General features: G+C 64.0%; 19 protein-coding genes. 6 read left to right on the top strand and 13 right to left on the bottom strand.

All coding sequences use genetic code 11. The annotated features are described in order from the left end of the window. Positions 1-275 precede the first annotated feature (275 nt). On the bottom strand, positions 276-1,430 hold the full coding sequence (locus IVB24_RS38470) for an acyl-CoA dehydrogenase family protein (RefSeq protein ID WP_247771656.1): 1,155 nt from the start codon (positions 1,428-1,430) through the stop codon (positions 276-278). A gap of 197 nt (positions 1,431-1,627) precedes the next feature. Between IVB24_RS38470 and IVB24_RS38465 the strand changes: the two genes are divergently transcribed. Next, positions 1,628-2,374 (top strand): hypothetical protein, encoded by a 747-nt coding sequence (locus IVB24_RS38465; RefSeq protein WP_247771655.1) that lies wholly within the window; start codon positions 1,628-1,630, stop codon positions 2,372-2,374. Between the two features lie 13 nt (positions 2,375-2,387). On the opposite strand, the gene IVB24_RS38460 is transcribed toward IVB24_RS38465, so the two are convergent. Beyond that, on the bottom strand, positions 2,388-3,608 hold the full coding sequence (locus IVB24_RS38460; RefSeq protein WP_247771654.1) for an MFS transporter: 1,221 nt from the start codon (positions 3,606-3,608) through the stop codon (positions 2,388-2,390). Positions 3,609-3,796: 188 nt separating this feature from the next. Here IVB24_RS38460 and IVB24_RS38455 point away from each other — a divergent pair, with 188 nt between their 5' ends. Together IVB24_RS38455 and IVB24_RS38450 are read left to right on the top strand one after the other, a co-directional pair. After that, on the top strand, positions 3,797-5,098 hold the full coding sequence (locus IVB24_RS38455) for a serine hydrolase (protein WP_247771653.1): 1,302 nt from the start codon (positions 3,797-3,799) through the stop codon (positions 5,096-5,098). A 150-nt stretch (positions 5,099-5,248) separates the two neighbouring features. After that, a complete protein-coding gene (locus tag IVB24_RS38450) occupies positions 5,249-5,662 on the top strand; it encodes an SRPBCC family protein (protein ID WP_247771652.1) in 414 nt (137 codons plus the stop codon). A gap of 207 nt (positions 5,663-5,869) precedes the next feature. Here IVB24_RS38450 and lepA read toward each other — a convergent pair whose 3' ends face one another. Further along, the gene (gene lepA / locus IVB24_RS38445) at positions 5,870-7,681 is read right to left on the bottom strand and encodes a translation elongation factor 4 (RefSeq protein WP_247771651.1); all 1,812 of its coding nucleotides are present in this window, start codon (positions 7,679-7,681) and stop codon (positions 5,870-5,872) included. Between the two features lie 114 nt (positions 7,682-7,795). Between lepA and IVB24_RS38440 the strand changes: the two genes are divergently transcribed. Continuing rightward, a complete protein-coding gene (locus IVB24_RS38440; protein ID WP_247771650.1) occupies positions 7,796-9,421 on the top strand; it encodes a glycosyltransferase family 39 protein in 1,626 nt (541 codons plus the stop codon). Between the two features lie 206 nt (positions 9,422-9,627). Here the strand turns inward: IVB24_RS38440 and IVB24_RS38435 are convergent, their stop codons facing one another. The 6 genes from IVB24_RS38435 to IVB24_RS38410 form a co-directional block, all read right to left on the bottom strand. Next, positions 9,628-10,599 carry an IS110 family transposase gene (locus tag IVB24_RS38435; RefSeq protein WP_247768358.1) on the bottom strand — a complete coding sequence of 324 codons (972 nt, stop codon included), beginning with the start codon at positions 10,597-10,599 and terminating at the stop codon, positions 9,628-9,630. 321 nt (positions 10,600-10,920) lie between these two features. Then, a complete protein-coding gene (locus tag IVB24_RS38430) occupies positions 10,921-11,238 on the bottom strand; it encodes an HPr family phosphocarrier protein (protein ID WP_247771649.1) in 318 nt (105 codons plus the stop codon). Then, positions 11,235-11,636: a PTS sugar transporter subunit IIA gene (locus IVB24_RS38425; protein ID WP_007597752.1), complete on the bottom strand. Its 402-nt coding sequence runs from the start codon at positions 11,634-11,636 to the stop codon at positions 11,235-11,237. The genes IVB24_RS38430 and IVB24_RS38425 overlap by 4 nt, the downstream gene beginning before the upstream one ends. Positions 11,637-11,844: 208 nt before the next feature. Beyond that, complete coding sequence (locus tag IVB24_RS38420) at positions 11,845-12,294, bottom strand: HPr kinase/phosphatase C-terminal domain-containing protein (protein WP_166476882.1); 450 nt, start codon at positions 12,292-12,294, stop codon at positions 11,845-11,847. Next, positions 12,291-14,087 (bottom strand): sensor histidine kinase, encoded by a 1,797-nt coding sequence (locus IVB24_RS38415; RefSeq protein WP_276578217.1) that lies wholly within the window; start codon positions 14,085-14,087, stop codon positions 12,291-12,293. Before IVB24_RS38415 ends, IVB24_RS38420 begins: the two co-directional genes overlap by 4 nt. Positions 14,088-14,206: 119 nt before the next feature. Continuing rightward, entirely contained in the window at positions 14,207-14,908 is a 702-nt protein-coding gene (locus tag IVB24_RS38410) for a response regulator transcription factor (protein WP_008542552.1), read from the bottom strand. 240 nt (positions 14,909-15,148) lie between these two features. Here IVB24_RS38410 and IVB24_RS38405 point away from each other — a divergent pair, with 240 nt between their 5' ends. Beyond that, complete coding sequence (locus IVB24_RS38405; RefSeq protein WP_247771648.1) at positions 15,149-15,886, top strand: DUF2470 domain-containing protein; 738 nt, start codon at positions 15,149-15,151, stop codon at positions 15,884-15,886. A gap of 211 nt (positions 15,887-16,097) precedes the next feature. On the opposite strand, the gene IVB24_RS38400 is transcribed toward IVB24_RS38405, so the two are convergent. The 4 genes from IVB24_RS38400 to IVB24_RS38385 form a co-directional block, all read right to left on the bottom strand. Beyond that, positions 16,098-17,135, bottom strand: a complete 1,038-nt coding sequence (locus IVB24_RS38400) for a sensor histidine kinase (protein ID WP_247771647.1) — start codon at positions 17,133-17,135, stop codon at positions 16,098-16,100. 155 nt (positions 17,136-17,290) lie between these two features. Then, the gene (locus tag IVB24_RS38395; protein WP_247771646.1) at positions 17,291-17,728 is read right to left on the bottom strand and encodes a hypothetical protein; all 438 of its coding nucleotides are present in this window, start codon (positions 17,726-17,728) and stop codon (positions 17,291-17,293) included. Between the two features lie 332 nt (positions 17,729-18,060). Beyond that, positions 18,061-18,534 (bottom strand): isoprenylcysteine carboxylmethyltransferase family protein, encoded by a 474-nt coding sequence (locus tag IVB24_RS38390; RefSeq protein WP_247771645.1) that lies wholly within the window; start codon positions 18,532-18,534, stop codon positions 18,061-18,063. Positions 18,535-18,554: 20 nt separating this feature from the next. Next, complete coding sequence (locus tag IVB24_RS38385) at positions 18,555-19,448, bottom strand: NAD(P)/FAD-dependent oxidoreductase (RefSeq protein WP_247771644.1); 894 nt, start codon at positions 19,446-19,448, stop codon at positions 18,555-18,557. A gap of 113 nt (positions 19,449-19,561) precedes the next feature. Here IVB24_RS38385 and IVB24_RS38380 point away from each other — a divergent pair, with 113 nt between their 5' ends. Next, positions 19,562-20,212, top strand: coding sequence for a TetR/AcrR family transcriptional regulator (locus tag IVB24_RS38380; RefSeq protein WP_247771643.1), 651 nt, complete (start codon positions 19,562-19,564; stop codon positions 20,210-20,212). Positions 20,213-20,438 lie beyond the last annotated feature (226 nt).

Raw genomic sequence — 20,438 nt, 5'->3', positions numbered from 1 at the left:
ATCTTGCTTTGGTGGAAAGGTCCCAGAAATTGCTTAACAACTAGGGCGGGATCGCCTCCGTGTTTCAACGGAGTCGCCCCCATCCTTTTGCATGACTCGATGCAGTGGGCGCATGGAAGGCCGGTTGGTCGTCGCGGCGGAGCCAGTGCGTCGCAGCCGTCCCTGCCGGCGACTAGAGGGTTTTCGGTTCTGATTGAATCAGAACCGAAGCTCTAGATTCTTGTTTTGACGCGTTTTCTTCACGCGAACCGGTGTCCACTTCGCTCGAAAACGCTCTAGAGGGTTTCGGCAAGGATCGCCTTCCCCACATCCTCATAATGCGTGTCGCGCGCCTGGATCTGCTGGGCGATCGCGTGCATGTCGCGAAACCGGCGTTCGAACGGGTTGCTGCGGAACACCGCGGTCGCGCCGGCCATGTGATAGGCGGTGTCGACCACCTTCGCCGATCGATGGATGGTCCAGGTCGCGGCCAGCCGTACCGCGCTGCGGTGCGCGGCGCTGAACTCGCCCGTCGCGGACAAATCGCGCCACATCGCCGCTGCGGTCGCATAGAGATAGGCGCGCGCGGCGCGCAAATCGCCTTCGGTGCGGCCGATCAGCCCCCGCACCGCGCCGTTGTCGCGCATCGCGCCGGCGGCCAGCGAGGGATGCTTTCCGCGCGCCAGCGCGATGGCCGCATCCAGCGTGGCGCGCGCCACGCCGAGCGACACCGCGGCAAAGCCGAGGCTGAAGGCAGCGCCGGTGCCGATCCTGTAGAGCGGACCGGTCTCGCGCAAGCCGGACGGCACGTCGCGGAACGCGGTGAAGCGCTCGGGGATGAAGAGGTCGTTCACCTCGTAGGAATCGGTGCCGGTGCCGGCGAGCCCGATCGCCTGCCACACGTCGTGCAATGTCGCGCTGGCGGCGGGAAACAGGATCGTGCGCACCTCCGGCGAGCCATCGGCATTCACGCGCGGCGTGCCGTCGGCACCGAGGATGCGCACATGCGCGCCCAGCCAGCTCGCCTGCCGCGAGCCCGAGGCGAAATCCCAGCGCGCCGTGACGCGATAGCCGCCCTCGACCGCGCGCGCCTCGTGCGCGATCGCGCCCCAGGCAAGTATGCCGGGCGCCGTGTTGAAGATCTCCTGCGCGGTATCGCGATCGAGCGAGGCCGCGATCATCGCGCAGACGCTGCACTGGCCGAGACACCAGGCCGTGGACGCGTCGGCCTTGGCGATCTCCTCCAGCATCTGCATGAAGGCTTCAGGCGCGGCTTCCGCACCGCCGAGGCTCTGCGGCAGCAGCGCACGATACAGCCCGTTCTCGATCAGCGCCGCGACCACGGAAGGCGTCAGCCGCCGCGTCCGCTCGATCTCGTCCGCTTCGCGCGCGATCAGCGGCGCGATGGCCCGGGCACGTTCGACCAGACCAGATCCGGGAAGCTCCGACATTCGCGTGTCCTCGCCCCTTTTGTCGTGAGCGGTAAGGTGAGGATGGTGGTCTATTTGACGGAGTGGTTCAAGGTGCGGACATCATCCCCCGTGCGCGGCGCTTGAAAGCCCGCCCGTGAACCTCGGCGGCGCGGCGCGCGACCAACCACCTCCGTCACCATCAACGGCACCGCGTATCGCGCCGCATGAGGTTGCCCATGTCGATCGTCCGAATCTTCATCGTCCTGCTCGCGCTTGCTTCGCCGGCGTTGGCGCAGGACGGCGCCCATGATGCGGCTGCCGCGGGCGAGGCCGCGCGGATGTTCCGGGCCTATGTCGAAGGCGTGGCGAAAAAGGGGGAGCGACCTGACCTGACCCGGCCGGAGACCACCGCGCTGCTCGGCCGCGTCTTCGATGTCGAAGCCCTGCAGGCGCTGCCGCCGGCGAAGGCGAGCGACATGAGCTGGCTGATGGACTGGATGGACGCGGCCAACGCGACCTACAAATTGTTCGCGCTCTATGGTCCCAAGCCGGGCGCGCAGCCCGATCTCGCCACGCTTCAGCGCAACATGACCGACTATGGCGACCAGTACGCGGCGGCGATGAACTTTGTCATCCGCGGCATGGCGCGCGAGGCGGTTGCGGGCCAGTTGTTCATGGCGAGCCTCGCGCCGGAGCAGCGCACCCGCATCCGCGAGGAGGGATTTACGGGCTTCCGCCGCAGCACCGCCGAATTCATCCTGACCACCGTCTGCGCGGCGATCCAGGGCGCGGGCAAATCCGCCAACGCCCGCCTGGTCGCCGCCGCCATTCGCGACACGCGCGAGGTCTGGGCGAGCTTCCTGCTGCCGCAGGACCGGGCCCGCGTGCTCGAGCAGCTTGCCGACCTTCCCAGATGGGCTCCGGACGAGACGGCGCGAACCGATCTCGCCGCCTTCACGGCCGCGTTGCGAGCGGTGAACTGATTCGCGCTCCTCGTCAGGCCGTGGCGCGACCCAGATCGAGCGACGGCCTGCGTTTGGTCGGGAAGCTCAGCGCCACCGCGACGGCGGCGAGCCCGATCGCGAAGGAGCCGGCGTGCAGCCATGTGTAGCGCTGGAAATTGTCGAACACGAGCCCGCCGGCCCAGGGCCCGAGCGCCATGCCGAGGCTGGCGAAGGCCGACACCGCGCCGAACACGGTGCCCATGATGCGCGCGCCGAAGAATTCGCGGACCAGCACCGCATAGAGCGGCATCACCCCGCCATAGGCGAGGCCAAACACCACCGACAGCGCGTAGAACTCGCCGAGTTGCGCCACTGCAAGATAGGTCGCGATGCACATCGCCTGCACGAACAGTCCGCCGACCAGCACGGGCTTTGCACCGATGCGGTCGGCCGCCGCACCCAGCAGCAGGCGCCCGCCGAGCCCGGAGACGCCGGCGACGCTGTAGACCGTCACCGCCGTGAGCGGGGCGATGCCGCACACCATGGCATAGGACACCATGTGGAAGATCGGGCCGGAATGCGCGGCGCAGCAGGCGAAGTGTGCCGCCGCCAGCGCGATGAATTGCGGCGTGCGCAGCGCCTGCGCTGCGGTCAGTTCGATCTCCGGTGCCGCGTCGCTGCTTGCCGGGGCCGCCACGGCCGGTGCCGGCCGCACCAGGAAACAGGCCGGGATCAGCAGCGCCCATGCGGCGATGCCGATGACAAGCATCGCGGTGCGCCAGTCATAGGCCGTGATCAGCCAGCTCGCGGTCGGCGCGATCGTCACCGGCGACACGCCCATGCCGGCCGAGACCAGCGCCACCGCGAGGCTGCGGTTCTTTTCGATCCAGGCGCTGGCGAGCGCCATCATGGGCGCGTAGAAACTGCCGGCGGCAATGCCGATCAGCGTGCCGAAGAAAAGCTGGAACTGCCACAAGCTTGCCGCCTGGCTCGCGGCCACGAGACCCAGGCCCAGCAAGATGCTTCCCGCGAGGACCACGATGCGGGTGCCAAACCGGTCCGACAGCGTGCCCCAGAAGAACGCGGCAACGCCCATGCAGAGGAAATCCAGCGTCGCCGCCGCCGAGACGCCGGCGCGCGACCAGCCCATCGATTCCGAGATCGGCTGCAGGAACACCGCCAGCGACAGCATCGTGCCGAAGCCGACACAGGTCATCAGCGCACCCGCGGCGACCACGACCCAGCCATAGTCAAAGCGTGACGGCTTGCTCATGCGTTTCCTCGGCGCTCTTGGTTTTGTTGGTGGTGCGCGGGAGGGATGGTGGCCTATCCACCTGCGGAGAGCAAGGCAGCTGGCGTATGCTGACACTGCATGGCCCTGATGATACCATGTCTTTCCCGACGGCCTGCACAATTGCTCTCATAGACGCGCCAGATAGAACGTGTGAGGAGACAAGCCCGATGACATGGGGAGCGCTCCGCAGGTTGCGCGGCAGCCAAAAGCTTCTGTTGCCTGTGATCTTCGCCGCCGCGCTCGTTGCCGATCCGGCATGCGCGGAGGACGCCCAAAGTCCTGCGCGCGAGCCCGGCCCGGTGTTTTCGGACAGTGGCCCCGACGCCGAACTCTACGGCAAGGCGTCCGGCTATCCGACCGGCACGCGGGGAGCGACCAACGAGCTCGACAAGCTGGTCGGCGCCTACAGCCATTTCGGCGACATCTATCCGTCTCGCCGGGTCGGCCGCGCCGCGACGCCCTGGTCGTTCAAGCGCGCGCGGGGGCCGACGATCGCCTACAGTTTCGACAACCAGCGGCTGAGCATCGCGGACTATCTCAAGCGCAACCCGGTGACGGGATTGTTGATCGCGAAGGACGATACGATCCTCTACGAGCACTATCAATATGCGCGGACCGATCGCGACCGCTTTCTGTCGCAGTCCATGGCCAAGACGCTTGTGGCCATGCTGGTCGGAATCGCGGTCTCCGAGGGGCGGATCAAGTCGATCGACGAAACCGTCTCCACCTATGTGTCTGGCCTCGCAGGAACGGAATATGGCAGTACGTCCATCCGCGCCTTGTTGAACATGTCGTCGGGCGTGGAATTCTCTGAAATCTATGACGGCAAGGACGACATAGCGCGGCTTGGACGCGCGCTGTTCGTCGGAGAGCCGAAAGACCCCGTATCCGTCGTCGCGCAATTCAACACGCGGTCGACGCCGCCGGGGACCAAATGGCATTACGCCAGCGTAGAGACCGAGATCCTCGGTTTGGTGCTGCGCGCGGCGACCGGCACGCCGCTTGCCGACTATCTCCACGATCGCATTTGGAGCGCCATCGGCACCGAAGCGGATGCGTCGTGGGCGATCGACGGCAGTGGGCAGGAGATTGCATTCTGCTGTTTCAACGCCACCTTACGTGACTATGCGCGCCTCGGCCGGTTGCTCGCAAACGACGGCGCTTGGGAAGGTCGTCAATTGATCCCCCGGCAGTGGCTGCTCGATGCCACCACCGTCAGACCAGGCGATGGCCATCTCGCTCCGCGCGTGGCCACCCCCTATTTCGGCTACGGCTATCAGGTGTGGCTCCTCCCCGGCGAGCAGCGCAGATTTGCCCTGCTCGGCATCCGCGGTCAGGTCATCCTGGTCGATCCAATCTCCAAGCTCGTTATGGTGCACACCGCCGTGCGTCAAAAGCCGTCCGAGCCGGGAGCCCTCAGAGAGCCGCTCGCGCTGTGGTTCGCCGTGCTTCATCAGCTTGGGCCATGATGACCTGACGGCGCCTTGAATCCCAGATATCACGACGACCATGTCGGCGCCGACCGGGTTCGATCGTCCTTGGGTTACAATTCGCGGACGTGCCGCGGATGGCCCGGCAACGGATATCGTCACCTGGACTGCAAGATTGGAGCAATGCCCATGAGGATCACCGTCGAAACCAGCGTCGAAGCCCCCATCGATCAGGTCTGGCAGGCCTATACGACGCCTGCCGACATCGTGAAGTGGAATGCGGCGTCCGACGACTGGCATACGACCAGGGCGACGGTCGACTTGCGGGAAGGCGGCGCCTTCTCGTCCCGGATGGAGGCCAAGGACGGCAGCATGGGCTTCGACTTCGCGGGCACCTACACGAAGATCGTGGAGCAAAGGCGGATCGAATACGCGTTCGGCGATCGAAAGGCCGATGTCGAGTTCGCGCCCGGTCCGAACGGCATTGTCGTCCGCGTCGTCTTCGATGGCGAAACGACGCACTCGGTCGAGCAGCAGCGGGTGGGCTGGCAGGCGATCCTCGACAATTTCGCGCGGTACGTCGAGGCGAATCAGAAGCTGTGATCGATCAGGAATATGGACGCGGTGACCGACGCCTGCGTCACACACCTTGCGATGCTGCCACCGTAGCCCTGTTTTGCCCGACAGAGCAAACAAGGATTCGGAAAAATAAAAACAGCAATGCCGCCAAGGGGGTGGCTACTGTGCATGGGGTTGTTTTCGCGAATTTTGCTGGCCGGCTGCGGAAACGGGGCCGTCCCGCGCCCCGCCTCAGCTATCCACCTTCAGCGCGGCAATGAACGCTTCCTGCGGGATGTCGACCTTGCCGAACTGCCGCATCTTCTTCTTGCCTTCCTTCTGCTTCTCCAGAAGCTTGCGCTTGCGCGTGATGTCGCCGCCATAGCATTTTGCGGTGACGTCCTTGCGCAGCGCGCGGACGGTTTCGCGGGCGATCACCTTGCCGCCGATCGCTGCCTGGATCGGGATCTGGAACATGTGCGGCGGGATCAAATCCTTCATCTTCTCGACCATGGCGCGGCCGCGCCCCTCCGCACGGGTACGGTGGACCAGCATCGAGAGCGCGTCGACCGGCTCGTTGTTGACGAGGATCTGCATCTTGACGAGATCGGCCGGCTTGTAGTCGGTGAGATGATAGTCGAACGAGGCGTAGCCCTTGGAGACCGATTTGAGGCGGTCGTAGAAGTCGAACACCACCTCGTTGAGCGGCAGATCGTATTTCACCATCGCGCGGGAGCCGACATAGGTCAGCTCCTTCTGCGAACCGCGGCGGTCCTGGCACAGCTTCAGCACGCTGCCGAGATATTCGTCGGGGGTGAGGATCGTGGCCTCGATCCAGGGCTCCTGGATCTCCGCGATCTTGACCACGTCGGGCATGTCGATCGGATTGTGGATCTCGATCTCGGCGCCGTCGTTGAGCTTCATCTTGTAGATGACGCTCGGCGCGGTCGCGATCAGATTGAGATCGAACTCGCGCGACAGCCGCTCCTGGATGATCTCGAGGTGCAGCAGGCCGAGGAAGCCGCAGCGGAAGCCGAAGCCGAGCGCGGCGGAGGTTTCCATCTCGAAGGAGAAGCTGGCGTCGTTGAGGCGCAGCTTGCCCATCGCGGCACGCAGCGTCTCGAAGTCGTCGGCATCGACCGGGAACAGGCCGCAGAACACCACGGGGATCGCCGGCTTGAAGCCCGGCAGCATCTCCGTGACGGGCTTGCGGTCGTCGGTGATGGTGTCGCCGACGCGGGTGTCGGCGACTTCCTTGATGGCGGCGGTGATGAAGCCGATCTCGCCGGGGCCGAGCTCATCGACCTGTGTCATCTTCGGCGTGAAGAAGCCGACGCGCTCGATGTCGTAGGCCGCACCGGTGCCCATCATGCGGACGCGGCTGCCCTTCTTCATGACGCCGTCGACGACGCGGATCAGAACGACCACGCCGAGATAGACGTCGTACCAGCTGTCGACCAGCAGCGCCTTCAGCGTCGCGTCGCGGTCGCCCTTCGGCGGCGGCAGGCGGGTGACGATGGCTTCCAGAACGTCGGGGACGCCGAGGCCGGTCTTGGCCGAGATCATCACCGCGTCCGAGGCGTCGATGCCGATGACGTCCTCGATCTGCTGCTTGACCTTCTCGGGCTCGGCGGCGGGAAGGTCGACCTTGTTCAGGACCGGCACGATCTCGTGATTGTTGTCGAGCGCCTGGTAGACGTTGGCGAGCGTCTGCGCCTCGACGCCTTGGCTGGCATCGACCACCAGCAGGGAACCCTCGCACGCCGCCAGCGACCGCGAGACTTCGTAGGCGAAGTCGACATGGCCGGGCGTGTCCATCAGGTTGAAGATGTAGTCCTTGCCGTCCTTGGCCTTGTACGCGAGGCGGACCGTCTGCGCCTTGATGGTGATGCCGCGCTCGCGCTCGATGTCCATGGAATCGAGCACCTGCTCCTTGCCCGCCATCTCGCGGTCGGAGAGGCCGCCGGTCATCTGGATCAGGCGGTCGGCCAGCGTCGATTTGCCATGGTCGATATGGGCGACGATGGAAAAATTGCGGATGTTGGAAATGGGGACGGTCGTCATGGGCGCGGGATACCACTCACATCCCCGTGCGGCAACCATATTGCTGTAATTTCAGGGCCTTTCTTCACGCCAAGCTGATTCCACGATGGGCCAAAACGCGCTAGGCAAGCGCCCATGTCGACCACTGCTTTACCTGGCGCCAGAACGCGCACGAAGGCCCGCCTGAGCTTTGGCCGCTTCCGGGCCTGGCTGGTTGCCTGCGCGGTCCGCCCCGAGGCGAGATTGTGGCTGGTGATCCAGCTCGCCATCCTGCACGCGGTGCTCTGGACCTTCATCCTGATCAATCTGAAGGCGGCGCAGGACGTTCACATGGACGTCGCTGAAGCCTATGGCTGGGGCCAGAAATTCCTCTGGGGCTACGGCAAGCATCCGCCGCTGTCGGGCTGGGTGGCCGGGCTCTGGTTCACGGTGTTCCCTGCCGCGGACTGGGCGACCTATGCGCTGGCGATGGCGACGGTCAGCGCCGGCATGGTGATCTGCTGGCTCGTCGCGATGCGCGTGGTGGATGCGCGGCGCGCGTTCCTGGTCGTGGTGATGGTCGCGCTCTACCCGATCTTCAATTTCAAGGGCTTCAAGTACAACCCGGATCTGCTCCAGCTGGTCACGCTGCCGCTGCTGGTGCTCGCTTATCTCAACGCGTTCGAGAAGCGCAGCTGGCAGTCCGGAATCCTGCTCGGGCTTGCCGGCGCGCTGGCGCTGATGACCAAATATTGGGTGCTGACCATGATCGGCGCCATCGGGCTTGCCGCGCTGCTCCATCCGGAGCGGATGAGATTCTTGGGTTCGCCGGCGCCGTGGGTTGCGATTGCGACGATGGTCGTGGCGATGATCCCGCACGTGGTCTGGCTCGCGGATGCGCATTTCGTGCCGCTGACCTATGCCGGCGACACCTACAGCCTCGCAGACACCGGCCAGGTGCATCAGCTCGTCACCGGCTACATGCTGCACAATGCCGGACTGCTGGCGCTGCCGGTGGCGCTCGCAGCGCTCGCGATGGCGCTGGTGCCGCGGTGGTTCACATTGCTGCTGCGCGCGCCCCTGCGCATCGTCACGCGCGCCTGGGCGCGCGGCGCCAATCCGGGCGTCAATGCCTCGCAGGCGCTGAACGTGTGGATGATCCAGATCATCGTCGCACTCGGCCCCCCGCTCGGCGCACTGGTCTTCAGCGTCTACCTGAAGACCGATTGGGGCATCTCGCTGTTCTTCCTGGTGCCGCTCGCGCTGGTCGCGATTCCGGCGCTGCGGGTGCAGGGCGCGGCGCTGTTCAACATCGCCGCGATCTGGCTCGTGCTCAGCGTTGCCACGCTCGCCGCCTCGCCCTGGATCGCCGCGCGCGAGATGACGGCCAATGCCGGCAACACGGCGACCTATGGCGCGCGCTCCGAGCTCGCGCGCGAGCTGACCCAGGCCTGGCACGCGCGCTTCGCCTCGCGCTGGGCGGTCGTTGCGGGGACGATGGAGACGATCCAGCCGATGGTGTTCTACAGCCCGGATCATCCGGCCGCGTTCACGCCGAACGAGGCCTGGGGGTCCGGTCTGACCTCGCTCGACGACGCCAGGAGATACGGTTTCATCGGCGTGTTCGATGCGACCGACGAACGCCTGCCCAAGTTCGAGAAATGGGTTTCGGAGGTCGCGCCGAACGTCGAGCGCATCGTCATGACCACGCGCCGCTTCACCCACGGCAAGCCCGGCCCGGCGATGAGCTGGGACGTCTTCATCGCGCCGCCGGGGAAGTGAGTGACGGTCTCGTAGCAACCATTAAGGTTCTCCCGATTTTCCGCAAGCATGACGCCGGGCTTGCAGCCGTCAAGGTGTGGCCTGGCGGGAGCGAGTTTGACGCGGGGCGTTCGCGACGGCCAACCTTGACGGCCGCGGCGCACGGCGTCGTCCAGGCGGAAGGTCGGGACGAAGAAACGGCCGCCTGATCGAACAAAGAAACGCGATCAGGTGGCGGGCAGCTTGGCAGTTTGAGGCGCTTCGGCGATCCACGGAGTTCCGCGGGCGACCACGGCGTTGATCGTGACGAGCAACTTTCTGGCGCAAGCGACCAGCGCGCATTTATGAGATTTTCCGGCGGCGATCAGCCTTGTATAGAGAGCCTTCATCTGCGGGTTCCATCGGGAGGATGCCGGAAGAGCCGCGTTGTAGAGCGCCCAACGCAGCCGCTCACGGCCACCTTTGATGTGACGGGCACCGGATCGTTCGCCGCTATCGTCGTCGTAAGGCGCCAGTCCACTGAGAGCTGAGGCCCGTTCGCGTGTGATGTTGCCGATCTCGGGCATCCTGATCAGGACGGCAGCCGCGGTCGGCAGACCGCAGCCGGCGACGCTGTAGATCAGATCGAGCCGTGCGGCGAGATCAGGATGCTTGCGGATCGCCGCCAGCAGCGCCTTGAACTCGGCTCGTTTGGACTTTGCCAACAGCGCGATCTGCGCCTTCCAAACCCCTTGAATCCGCTTGTCGCGGCAACTCTCGAGCCGGTTCTTCAGCCTTGCGATGTCTTCCGTGATCTGATCGATCATGGTCAGATGCTCGGCAAAGGGCTGCAACCGCGGATCCGGTGCAGGATGGATCGTCTTGACCGCGGCAGTGCACGTCGCGATCAGCGCCGCGTCGATCCTGTCGTTCTTAGCCAGCAGCAGACGGAACGTGGCATAGGCGCGGACCTGCTTCGGCTGAAACAGCACGACGACGAAACGCTTGCGCCGCAGCTCCGCAACGACCGCCTGCTCGTAGCCTCCACTTGCCTCGATCCCGACCCTCTTTACCTTGCGGCACTTCAACCACTCCACCAGCGCCTGGTGACCTCTTGCCGTGTTGTCGACCCGCAACTGCTCAGAGTTGCCATCGATCGCCACGTCGAGCTTGCGTTTGCCGGTATCGATCCCGGCACAGATCGTGTTACGCTTGGCCATCTTCCTCGACCCTCCCTTGTTATGCGAACCTGAAGTTCGTTCAACCATGCGGGTCCCGATGAAGTGCCGACCGCGATCTTGCTACGAAACGCAGCCCTCAAGGCTTCGGTGGGCATCGATCCGATCGATCGGCGGCCCAGCCAGGGTGGCCACCCGGGCTGGGCCATTCCTCACGGAACGGGGCCAATCCTATACCGATGCGCTAATACAAGGGTGGGCAAAGGCGCGTTAGCGCCGTGGCCACCATCTTTCGGCAATCGTGATACGCGTGGGCACGCTTCGCTTTGCCCACCCTACCGCACTGAGCGCTTGGCGAGGGACCTAAATCCCTTCCTCGTTGAACTTGCTTTCAACGAGCTCGGTGATCGCAGCGAGCGCGGCTGCTGCGTCGCTGCCGGCGGCGGCCACGGTGATCGTGGTGCCCGGTCCGGCGGCAAGCATCATCAGGCCCATGATCGAGGTGCCGCCGACGGTCTCGCCGCCGCGCGTCACCCAGACCTGCGCATCGAAGCGCTCGACCGCCTGGACGAATTTCGCGGAGGCCCGCGCATGCAGGCCGCGCTTGTTGATGATCAGGAGGTCCTTGGAGATCGCGCCCGCGGGCACGCCTGTCCCCGCTTGTGGCGCCTCGTCGCTCATTTGCCGGCGAGCACGCGGCTGGCGATGGTGACGTATTTGCGGCCCGCTTCCTGGGCCATCGCGATCGCGTCGGGCAGCGGACGCTCTTCGCGGACCTTGGCAAGCTTCACCAGCATGGGCAGGTTGATGCCCGCGAGCACCTCGACCTTCGGCCGGCTCATGCAGGATATTGCGAGGTTCGACGGCGTGCCGCCGAACATGTCGGTGAGGATCGCAACGCCGTCGCCGGAATCGACGCGGTTAACCGCCTCGATGATGTCGCTTCGGCAGAGATCGGAATCATCTTCGGCGCCGATCGTGATCGCTTCGATTTGCTTTTGTGGGCCCATGACATGTTCAAGCGCTGCCTTGAATTCGTCGGCAAGGCGCCCGTGGGTCACAAGTACTAGACCAATCATCGGAAAACTCCTCGCGGGCGCTTTTGGTGCACCGCACGAACGCGCCACTTTGACCATCCAGAGCCCCCGCGCAAGGGGGGATGTTGCGTATCTCCCTGAATCTAGACGGATGGATGAGGGGAGCTGCGCCGGTCTAATCGGTCGCGATAGTGGGGCTCATATGGTTACCATTTCCCTTCAAACAATCGCCTCAAGGGTTAGTCGAAGGTTAACTCTTGGTAGTGGTCAACGCCGCGACAACCAGCGGGAGGGGCGAATAGTCGCGGCCAACCGGGATTCGCGGTAATTCGACACCGGAAATGCTGATTTTCAGGGATTTGGCCGACGGCAGGCGCTCCGCGTCGGCGGCATCCAGATCGACCACGAGACCGACGGTCGCATGCTCCACAAAGTCGCAGCGGCGGATCCCGAGTCCCCGGATCTCGATCAGGCCGGCCAAGACCGGCGCGGGGCGGACCTCAATTTCATCGCCGACTGTCGCCAGATGGACACGGTCGTCCCCGACCAGAACGGCCGTTTCGATCACGCCCGAGCGTCCCGCCATGATCAAATCAAAGGCAAGGCGCGACTTGCCGGAGCCTGAGGGACCGCGGATCAGCACCGCCAGACCTCCGACCTTGACTGCGGAGGCGTGAACGCTGGGCGCTCCGTCGCTCATAGCGCCGGCAGCCGCACCACGAAGCGCGCGCCTGCGACCGTCGGCGTGCCCTCGTCATCCGGCGGGCCTGCGCGGTTCTCGGCCCAGATGCGGCCGCCATGGGCGTCGACGATCTGCTTGGAGATCGACAGGCCGAGGCCGGAGTTCTGGCCAAAACCCTGATGCGGACGATCGGTGTAGAAGCGCTCGAAGATGCGCTCCAGCGCGTCGTCGCGAATGCCGGGGCCGTCGTCGTCGACCACGATCTCGATCTCGCCGCGCGCGCGGCGGCAGGTGAGGCGCACCTTGCTGCCGGCTTCCGAGAACGACTGCGCGTTGGAGAGCAGGTTGGAGACCACTTGCCCGAGCCGTGAATCGTGGCCGGTCACGGCGAAGGCGTCGGTCGGGCTGCGGCCCTCGAAGCGGATCTCGACCGCGACGTCGTGGCCGAGCTTGGTTTCGTTGGCGACGGACACCAGCGTCGTCAGCAGGCGGCGCAAATCGACCGGGATCGCATCCTGGCGCTGCAATTCGGCATCGAGGCGGCTGGCATCGGAGATGTCGGAGATCAGGCGGTCGAGCCGCTTGACGTCGTGCTCGATCACCTCGAGCAGACGCGCCCGGCTGTTCTCGTTGCGCGCCAGCGGCAGCGTCTCGACCGCCGAGCGCAGTGAGGTCAACGGGTTCTTCAATTCGTGGGCGACGTCGGCGGCGAACATCTCGATCGCCTCGATCCGGCTGTAGAGCGCGCTGGTCATGTCGCGCAGGGCGCCGGAGAGATGGCCGATCTCGTCGCGGCGGCGGGTGAAATCGGGAATCTCGATGCGGGCCTTGATGCGGCGGCGGACGCTCTCGGCGCTGTCGGCGAGCCGGCGCACGGGACCTGCGATCGTGCTCGCGAGCAGCAGCGACAGCATGATCATGACGGCGGCCGCGACGCCGCCGACCTTCAGGATGGCGAGGCGTTCGGCAGTGACCATCTGGTCGATGTCGTCGCCCTGGGTCGACAGCATCAGCGCGCCGTGGATCGCGCGCGAGCGCAGCACGGGGACCGCGACCGAGACGATCACCTCGCCGCGTGCATTGACCCGCACCATCGAGCGCTTCTGGCCCTGGAGCGCATCGCTAACTTCAGCATAGCCGTTGCCGTTCTCGGGGCCGAGCTCGCGATAGAGCGGCAGGTCGCCGCGGTTCAGCCAGGTGCGCACCGCGACCATGCCGCGCTCGACGAAGCCGGGCTTCTCGGCCGGCGGCGGCAGGTCGAGGCGCAGCACGTTTTCGAGGTTGCGGCTGTCGAGCAGCAGGCTGCCGTTCGGATCGTAGATGCGGGCGCGCGTCTTGGTCGGCGAGATCAGCGTGCGCAGCACCGGCGCCACGCGCTCCGGATTGATCGGGAAGTCCAGCGGCGAATATTCGTCCGGGCCGCCATAGGTCTCGCCCGGCTTGAGGTCGAGCAGCCGGTCGGGATCGATGGTGATGGCGTTGGTCTGCACCGTGGCGGAGGCCGCGATCGCGCCGGCGATGATCTCGGCCTGCACCAAAAGGCTCTGCGCCCGCGCGTCGATCAGGCCGGCGCGGAATTGCGACAGATACAGGATGCTCGCCACCAGCGCGACGAGGCCGGCGAGGTTGAGCGAGACGATGCGGCGGGTCAGGCTGGAGAAGGACAGCGCGAAGAAGAATTGCCCGGCGCGCTTGAGCCAGTTCAGCGGTCGGAAGCCGTGCGGCTTGTCTTCGACGACGTGATCAGAAACGCCGTCGGATGCGATATCCCCGGCGCTCTGGTTCTCATCAGGCTGCGTTCGGTCCAGCAATGCTTACGCCCGCGTTAGGACAGCTCGTGGCAATGGTCCCCGCATCCTAGAGCCATCCCGGTCGTGATGGAATCAGAACCGGCGATGCTCTCAATCGTTCGTGAAGGCGCCTCGCGCCCTCAGGCTTCCTTGAAGCGGTAGCCGACGCCGTAGAGCGTCTCGATCATCTCGAACTCGTTGTCGACCACCTTGAACTTCTTGCGCAGCCGCTTGATGTGGCTGTCGATGGTGCGGTCGTCGACATAGACCTGGTCGTCATAGGCGGCGTCCATCAGGGCGTTGCGGCTCTTCACCACGCCGGGCCGGGTCGCCAGCGCCTGCAGGATCAGGAATTCGGTGACGGTCAGCGTCACCGGCTCGTTCTTCCAGGTGCAGGTATGTCGTTCCGGATCCATGCGGAGCAGGCCGCGGTCGAGCGCCTTGGCGTCGTTCTCCTTGGGCGCGACGGTCGGATCCTTCGGCGCCGAGCGGCGCAGCACCGCCTTGACGCGCTCGACCAGGAGGCGCTGCGAGAACGGTTTGCGGATGAAATCGTCGGCGCCCATCTTGAGGCCGAACAGCTCGTCGATCTCCTCGTCCTTGGAGGTCAGGAAGATCACCGGCAGGTCGGACTTCTGCCTGAGGCGGCGCAGCGTCTCCATGCCGTCCATGCGCGGCATCTTGATGTCGAGGATGGCGAGATCGGGCTGGGTGGTGCGAAAACCGTCGAGCGCGGAGGCGCCGTCGGTGTAGGTCATGATGCGGTAGCCTTCGGCTTCCAGCGCGATCGAGACGGATGTGAGAATGTTGCGGTCGTCGTCGACCAAAGCGATTGTGGGCATGAGCCTCTGCTTTCTGCTGTCCGTTTGGGTCGTGGCTTAAAACGGCGAGCAATCCACTGATGCGCCGCATACATGGGTGCCGAATTGGCGTTCGAACCTTGTCACCGAGCAATGCAAGCTGGGCTGAAGTGTGACCAAGTTCCACGAAACACGGCAGATTCGCCGCATGTCGACCCATAACCAAGCCCCCGTTTACCCGAAAAAAGGCCTCCCTTGCAACCACCTGATCCGAGAAAGCCGATGCAACCGACTCCTGATTTCGACCCCGCAACGCTCGCCAAATCCCTGCTGAGGCGATCGCGGCAGGGGGCGCTGGCAACCCTCATGGCCGGCAGCGGCGACCCTTATTGTTCCCTGGTCAATCTGGCCAGCCATCCCGACGGCTCGCCCATCCTGCTGATCTCGGGCCTCGCCGTGCACACGAGGAACATCCTGGCCGATAGCAGGGTCTCGCTGATGCTGGACGAGCGGGCGGCGGGCGATCCGCTGGAGGGCGCCCGGATCATGCTGTCCGGCCGGGCGGAGCGGGCTGATGCCGACAAGGATTTGCTCCAGCGGCGGTATCTCAATGCGCATCCGTTGGCGAAAGGCTTTGTTTCTTTTAAGGATTTCTCCTTTTTCCGGATCCGCCCGACGGGAACCCATCTGGTCGCCGGCTTCGGCCGGATCGTCGACCTCGAGCCCGCGCAGTTCCTCACCGACCTCACCGGCGCCGAGGATCTGCTGGCGGCGGAGGAGGGGGCTGTCGCGCATATGAATGCCGATCATCGCGACGCCATGGGCCTCTATGCGACAAAGCTCCTTGGCGCTGCCGCGGGTGACTGGCGCTGCACCGGCTGCGATCCGGAAGGCCTCGACATGCAGGACGGCCAGGCTGTGCTGCGGCTGGACTTCCCGGAGCGGGTGACCGACGGCACGTCGCTGCGCAAGATGCTGGTGCGCCTCGCCGGCGAAGCGCGCAGCAAGGTGGGCGACTAGGAATTGTACTCCTGAAATCGAGGTCGGCTCTGAACGCCGAATGAAAGTTTTCTGATCGGTTAGAGCATGACTGCTGATGACCCTGAACTGACACCGGCCAATTCTCGACAAGCTTTGCCACCAGGTCCCACACCACTCAGACGAGAACTGTTCAACAGCGATGCTGTGCGGTGTTTCAGTGAGCCACAACAATATGATACTTGAGCCACATCTACTCCAGCGTTCGGAACGCAAATGAATATGTGAGCCCGTTGCGGGTGACCACGCGAACTCGGGCCCCGATTTGTTTGGCCAGCGACCTAATAAGTGCGGTCCCGATCCCTTGCGATTTAATGGGTTCTGCGAGGCCTCGACCATTATCTGAAATGGTAAGTATCCCTTGGTCGCCACGCCTGCGGAATCGGATCACAATCTGCCCGGCTCCACTTGGCAAAAATGCGTACTTGGCTGCGTTCGTCACAACCTCATTGACGATGAGGCCGAGCGGGACTGCCAGGTCGATATGCAACTCGGCTGCCTGCAGCTCACGGACTATGGAGATTTTTCTTTCAGCAAGGAGGGACAGTTCAAGACTGGCGCAGATATCTTCGAGGTAGGATTCTATGTTGATCCGATCAAACACATCCTTGCGGTACAAGTGCTCATGCAGGAACGCGATGGTGTGTACGCGCTCGATGGCACGCTCAAAATCCTGCTTGGCACTTGGGTCTTTCTGTCGCGCTCCCTTCAGCCTCAGCAGCGAAATGATCATGCTTAGATGGTTTTTCGTCCGATGGCTCAATTCCCTGAGAAGCAAAGTCTGTTTCTCAAGCAGCTTGTCGCGCTCCTCCTCGATGCGACGACGATCGGTGATGTCAAGGCAAGCGCCAAGCATGTAGGCAGGATTCCCCTCTGCATCTCGAATGAGAGCGCTGCGGTCGTAAATCCAGCACACGGAATCGCCGACTACGGCACGAAACTGGTAGTCGGCGTCCGTGCCCTTCTCGATGCAAGCGCTGATTGCCGCCCAAACTGCTGCGCGATCCTCGGGGTGCACGAGAGCAAGAAACTCTTCGGAGTTCGTGGGGGCATCTCCTCGCTTGATGCCGTACACATCGCACAGGGCGTCGTCCCATTCGACGATGTTGGTGGCTATGTTCCAACGCCAAGTGCCCGCTCGGGAAGCCTTCAGTGCAGCGACCAGCCGTTCGTGTTCGGCTCGCGCAAAATCACCCGAGTCGGATGGCGGGAATTGTAAGGGCTCGCGCAAGATCGGCCTTCTTGACCGGGATTTTCCTAGGGTAGCACCCAAACTCGCGTGAATACTGGCGCTTTTTCGACCTTCCTACAAGATAGACGCGAGGTGCAAAGTACTGCCAAATACCACCCGCTGTCTGCCCTCGATATCTGTGTGAAGGTTTCGCGTCATGCCCGCACGGCACTGAGGATTGCGTCGGCATTATCGTTGGAAATACCAGCAAAATCTCCACGGAGAGCTTTAAGTGCTTGCCGCTCTTGCTCTATCTCAGAGGCCGTTCGGAAGCCCATACGCCGAAGGATAGGCACCGGCGGGCACCATCCTTGAATAGCGTGTTGAAATAGAAATGCCGCCACCGTCGCTGGCAGAAGGAGCCACCTTTTATCGCCTGTGGCTCCCAGGACGACGCCTGTGAAGGCGAGCGCGGAGGCATTGCACTCGATGGCCCTCTCAATGTCCCACTCTTCATCAAGCTGGCGGAGCCGAGAGCGGATGCTGCCTTTATGCTGTTGATAATATCGGACTCGCGCATCTGTTTCGTCGCGGATTTTCCGGTTGATAACGGCGTCGGTATTGGCGGGTACACGGTTTCGGGTGTCCTGCATGGGCTTTGCCTCCAAATCGGAAAACCGCCAATCGGGCGCTTGGTTCCTGCATTTGGGGTGTCGCACGATGCAATTAGAATCGGCGCCCGCGCGAGTAGAGGCGGCCCAGGGCGCATTGCCGTGTTTGGCCCATCGCAACCGCCCTTGCGGTGCCCATGTCCGAAGTTGAGGGTAGGGCGGCCCTGATTGCCCACGGCCGAAACCGGCGCTGTTGACCCTGAGCGGACGTTAGTCGGACCGTGCGGCCGACTTGCCAAGAGCTTTTTGGATAAATCGGACTTGGTCGCGCAAGCCGGTTTCGGTGTCTTCGCCATGCGGCAGCGGCGGAATAGTCAGAGCCAGCGGCGAACCTCGGCCTTGTAGCGGCGGTAGTCGTCGCCGAACTTCGCTTCGAGATAGCGCTCCTCGCGGGCGATCACCTGCGTCTGGATCGCGATCAGCACCAACGGGAGCAAGGCGAAGGCGATCGGCCCGTCGAAGCCGATCGCAAGGCCGGCATAGATAAGCGCCATGCCGAGATACATGGGATTGCGGGTCCACCGATAAGGACCGGTCGTTGCGATGAGGGTCGTTGGCTGTGACGGCGGAACGTTGGTGCCCAGCCGCCGGAACAGCCCCGCCGCCGCAAGCATCATCGCCGCGCCGGCAATGAACAGCAGCGCGCCCGTCGCGACCAGCAACCGCCAGTCGATGCCGAAAGAGCGCTGGGTGACGAACCGCTCCGCTGCCAGCCCCAACAGCAGCGCTCCCAGATAGACGAAGGGCGGAGGGAAGCGCACACCCGCGCTGTCCGGTTCGACGGCCATGCTCATCTCAATCGGTGCTCTCAAACCAGCATCGACTGCTGGGCGAAGATACCCGCCATCGCGCCTTGCCATGATGCCGTGGTGACCGAGGGCATGAGGGGGTTGGCGAGGTCGCCGGCGGCGTAGATGCCAGGCATGCTGGTTTGGCGGCGCTCGTCGACCTTGAGCGCGATGCCGCCGGGCGTATCCACCGTGGCGAGACCCAGCGATTCATGCAGGCTTGCGGACGGCTTGTTGCGCGGATGCGCGAAGAGGATGTCGACCGCGACATCGGGGCCGGTATCGAGCTTGACGGTGGCGCTATGGCCCCCGTGATGGGCGATCCCGGTGATCCGGCCCTCGACGACAGGTATGCTGCGGCGCGCCAGATCGGCCCGGATATCGGGCGGAATGTCGTGACCATCGGCGAAGAGCGTCAACCTGTCGGTCCAATCGTGGAACAGCCTGACCTGATTGTGCGACTGCGGGCCGGACCAGACGAGGCCCCAATGCTGGCCGGCGACTTCAAAGCCGTCGCAATAGGGGCAGGGCACGATGGACGTGCCCCAGCCTTCGGCAAAGCCCGGAACATCTGGCATTTGGTCGGCGACGCCATAGCTCAGGATCAGACGACGCGCCCCAAGGCTTTCGCCGTCGGAAGTGAGGACGGAGAAATCGTCGATGGCGCCGGAGACACTTTCGGCCCGGGCACTGACCAGCTTGATCGTGGGATAACGCGCCAGCTGCTGCCGCGCCTCGGCCAGGATGTCCAGCGGCGGCTTGTGATCGTGGCCGAGCAGGCCATGCGAGTGGACGGCAAAGCGGTTGCGCGGCAGGCCGGTATCGAGAACGGTGACCTTGCGGCGGGCACGGCCGAGCTGCAGGGCGCCGGCGAGACCGGCAAAGCTGCCACCGATGATGATGACGTCATCCATGGTGATGGGCTCCGTTGGAGGACAGGTGAAACCTACCCATTGGCTTGCATATTTCAGATACTAAATGGTATCGTAATTAAAGAATTAGAATACTGTCAAGTACTGGAATTGTCGTGACCGAAAACAGCCAGGGCCGGCGCGGCCGGCCCGCCAACGAGGCGCTTGGCCAAACGATCGTCGACGCCGCGCGCGAACTCTTTGTGGAGTTGGGTTTTCAAGCGACGACCTTGGACAAGGTCGCCCAGCGGGCGAAGATATCCAAGCTCAGCATCTATCGGCACTTCGAGAACAAGGAGTCGCTGTTCAGCGCGGCCATGGCGGCCGGCTGCCATCAGTTGTTTGCACCACAAGCCCTTCTTAAGGGCGTCGACGGTTCGGTCGAAGACCAGCTCATGGCGGTGGGATCATTACTGCTTCGCACGTTGTTGAGATCAGACGTCCGCAGTGTCGAAGCCATGGTCATGGCCGACAAGACGAGTCAAAACTCGTTAAGCAAGCTCCATTTCGAAGCCGGCCCCGCCCATGTCATCGCCCAAATCGAGGCCCTGTTGTGTCAGCTGCACGCGAAGGCGGTCCTGAACGTGCCCGATCCTCTCCGGTCCGCCCGCTTGTTTGCCGCGCTTTTCAAAGGATCCGATCTCCTGATGATCGCACGCTTCGATCAGGCGAGAGCAGAGGACGACAACGAAATCGAATCCTATTGCCGGTCGGCCGTCGCCATGTTCATCGCCGCGCACGGTGGCAACCACCATGCGGGCGGATAGCCTAGCGGTGAGAATACCCATGGTATTCGATGCGCCAGAAAGTGGCCTGGATCGGTAAGCCCAGTCTGGTCCGGAATTGGTCCATCAGCGACGTCAGGCGATGGCCGGTTTTGTACCGCTGTTGAGGTTGGAGCGGACGCCCGAGAGCGCCCAAACCAAGCGCCGGATTATGCGTGCCCCCTAGAACGCAACGTTTTGAACGTCGCGACCCGTCGTTGCGACCCAA

This window comes from Bradyrhizobium sp. 192, assembly GCF_023100965.1.
Taxonomy (GTDB): domain Bacteria; phylum Pseudomonadota; class Alphaproteobacteria; order Rhizobiales; family Xanthobacteraceae; genus Bradyrhizobium; species Bradyrhizobium symbiodeficiens.
The sequence above is the reverse complement of the archived record's forward strand: the minus strand, read 5'-3'. Positions and strand labels throughout refer to the sequence as shown.

What these genes read in the sequence shown, in the direction of transcription:
- IVB24_RS38420 (WP_166476882.1), bottom strand. Translation starts at nt 12,294, where the DNA reads ATGAGCGACGGAGCGCCCAGCGTTCACGCCTCCGCAGTCAAGGTCGGA.
- lepA (WP_247771651.1), bottom strand. Translation starts at nt 7,681, where the DNA reads ATGACGACCGTCCCCATTTCCAACATCCGCAATTTTTCCATCGTCGCC.
- IVB24_RS38465 (WP_247771655.1), top strand. Translation starts at nt 1,628, where the DNA reads ATGTCGATCGTCCGAATCTTCATCGTCCTGCTCGCGCTTGCTTCGCCG.
- IVB24_RS38440 (WP_247771650.1), top strand. Translation starts at nt 7,796, where the DNA reads ATGTCGACCACTGCTTTACCTGGCGCCAGAACGCGCACGAAGGCCCGC.
- IVB24_RS38405 (WP_247771648.1), top strand. Translation starts at nt 15,149, where the DNA reads ATGCAACCGACTCCTGATTTCGACCCCGCAACGCTCGCCAAATCCCTG.
- IVB24_RS38435 (WP_247768358.1), bottom strand. Translation starts at nt 10,599, where the DNA reads ATGGCCAAGCGTAACACGATCTGTGCCGGGATCGATACCGGCAAACGC.
- IVB24_RS38385 (WP_247771644.1), bottom strand. Translation starts at nt 19,448, where the DNA reads ATGGATGACGTCATCATCATCGGTGGCAGCTTTGCCGGTCTCGCCGGC.
- IVB24_RS38410 (WP_008542552.1), bottom strand. Translation starts at nt 14,908, where the DNA reads ATGCCCACAATCGCTTTGGTCGACGACGACCGCAACATTCTCACATCC.
- IVB24_RS38455 (WP_247771653.1), top strand. Translation starts at nt 3,797, where the DNA reads ATGACATGGGGAGCGCTCCGCAGGTTGCGCGGCAGCCAAAAGCTTCTG.
- IVB24_RS38425 (WP_007597752.1), bottom strand. Translation starts at nt 11,636, where the DNA reads ATGATTGGTCTAGTACTTGTGACCCACGGGCGCCTTGCCGACGAATTC.
- IVB24_RS38460 (WP_247771654.1), bottom strand. Translation starts at nt 3,608, where the DNA reads ATGAGCAAGCCGTCACGCTTTGACTATGGCTGGGTCGTGGTCGCCGCG.
- IVB24_RS38395 (WP_247771646.1), bottom strand. Translation starts at nt 17,728, where the DNA reads ATGCAGGACACCCGAAACCGTGTACCCGCCAATACCGACGCCGTTATC.
- IVB24_RS38430 (WP_247771649.1), bottom strand. Translation starts at nt 11,238, where the DNA reads ATGAGCGACGAGGCGCCACAAGCGGGGACAGGCGTGCCCGCGGGCGCG.
- IVB24_RS38450 (WP_247771652.1), top strand. Translation starts at nt 5,249, where the DNA reads ATGAGGATCACCGTCGAAACCAGCGTCGAAGCCCCCATCGATCAGGTC.
- IVB24_RS38470 (WP_247771656.1), bottom strand. Translation starts at nt 1,430, where the DNA reads ATGTCGGAGCTTCCCGGATCTGGTCTGGTCGAACGTGCCCGGGCCATC.
- IVB24_RS38390 (WP_247771645.1), bottom strand. Translation starts at nt 18,534, where the DNA reads ATGGCCGTCGAACCGGACAGCGCGGGTGTGCGCTTCCCTCCGCCCTTC.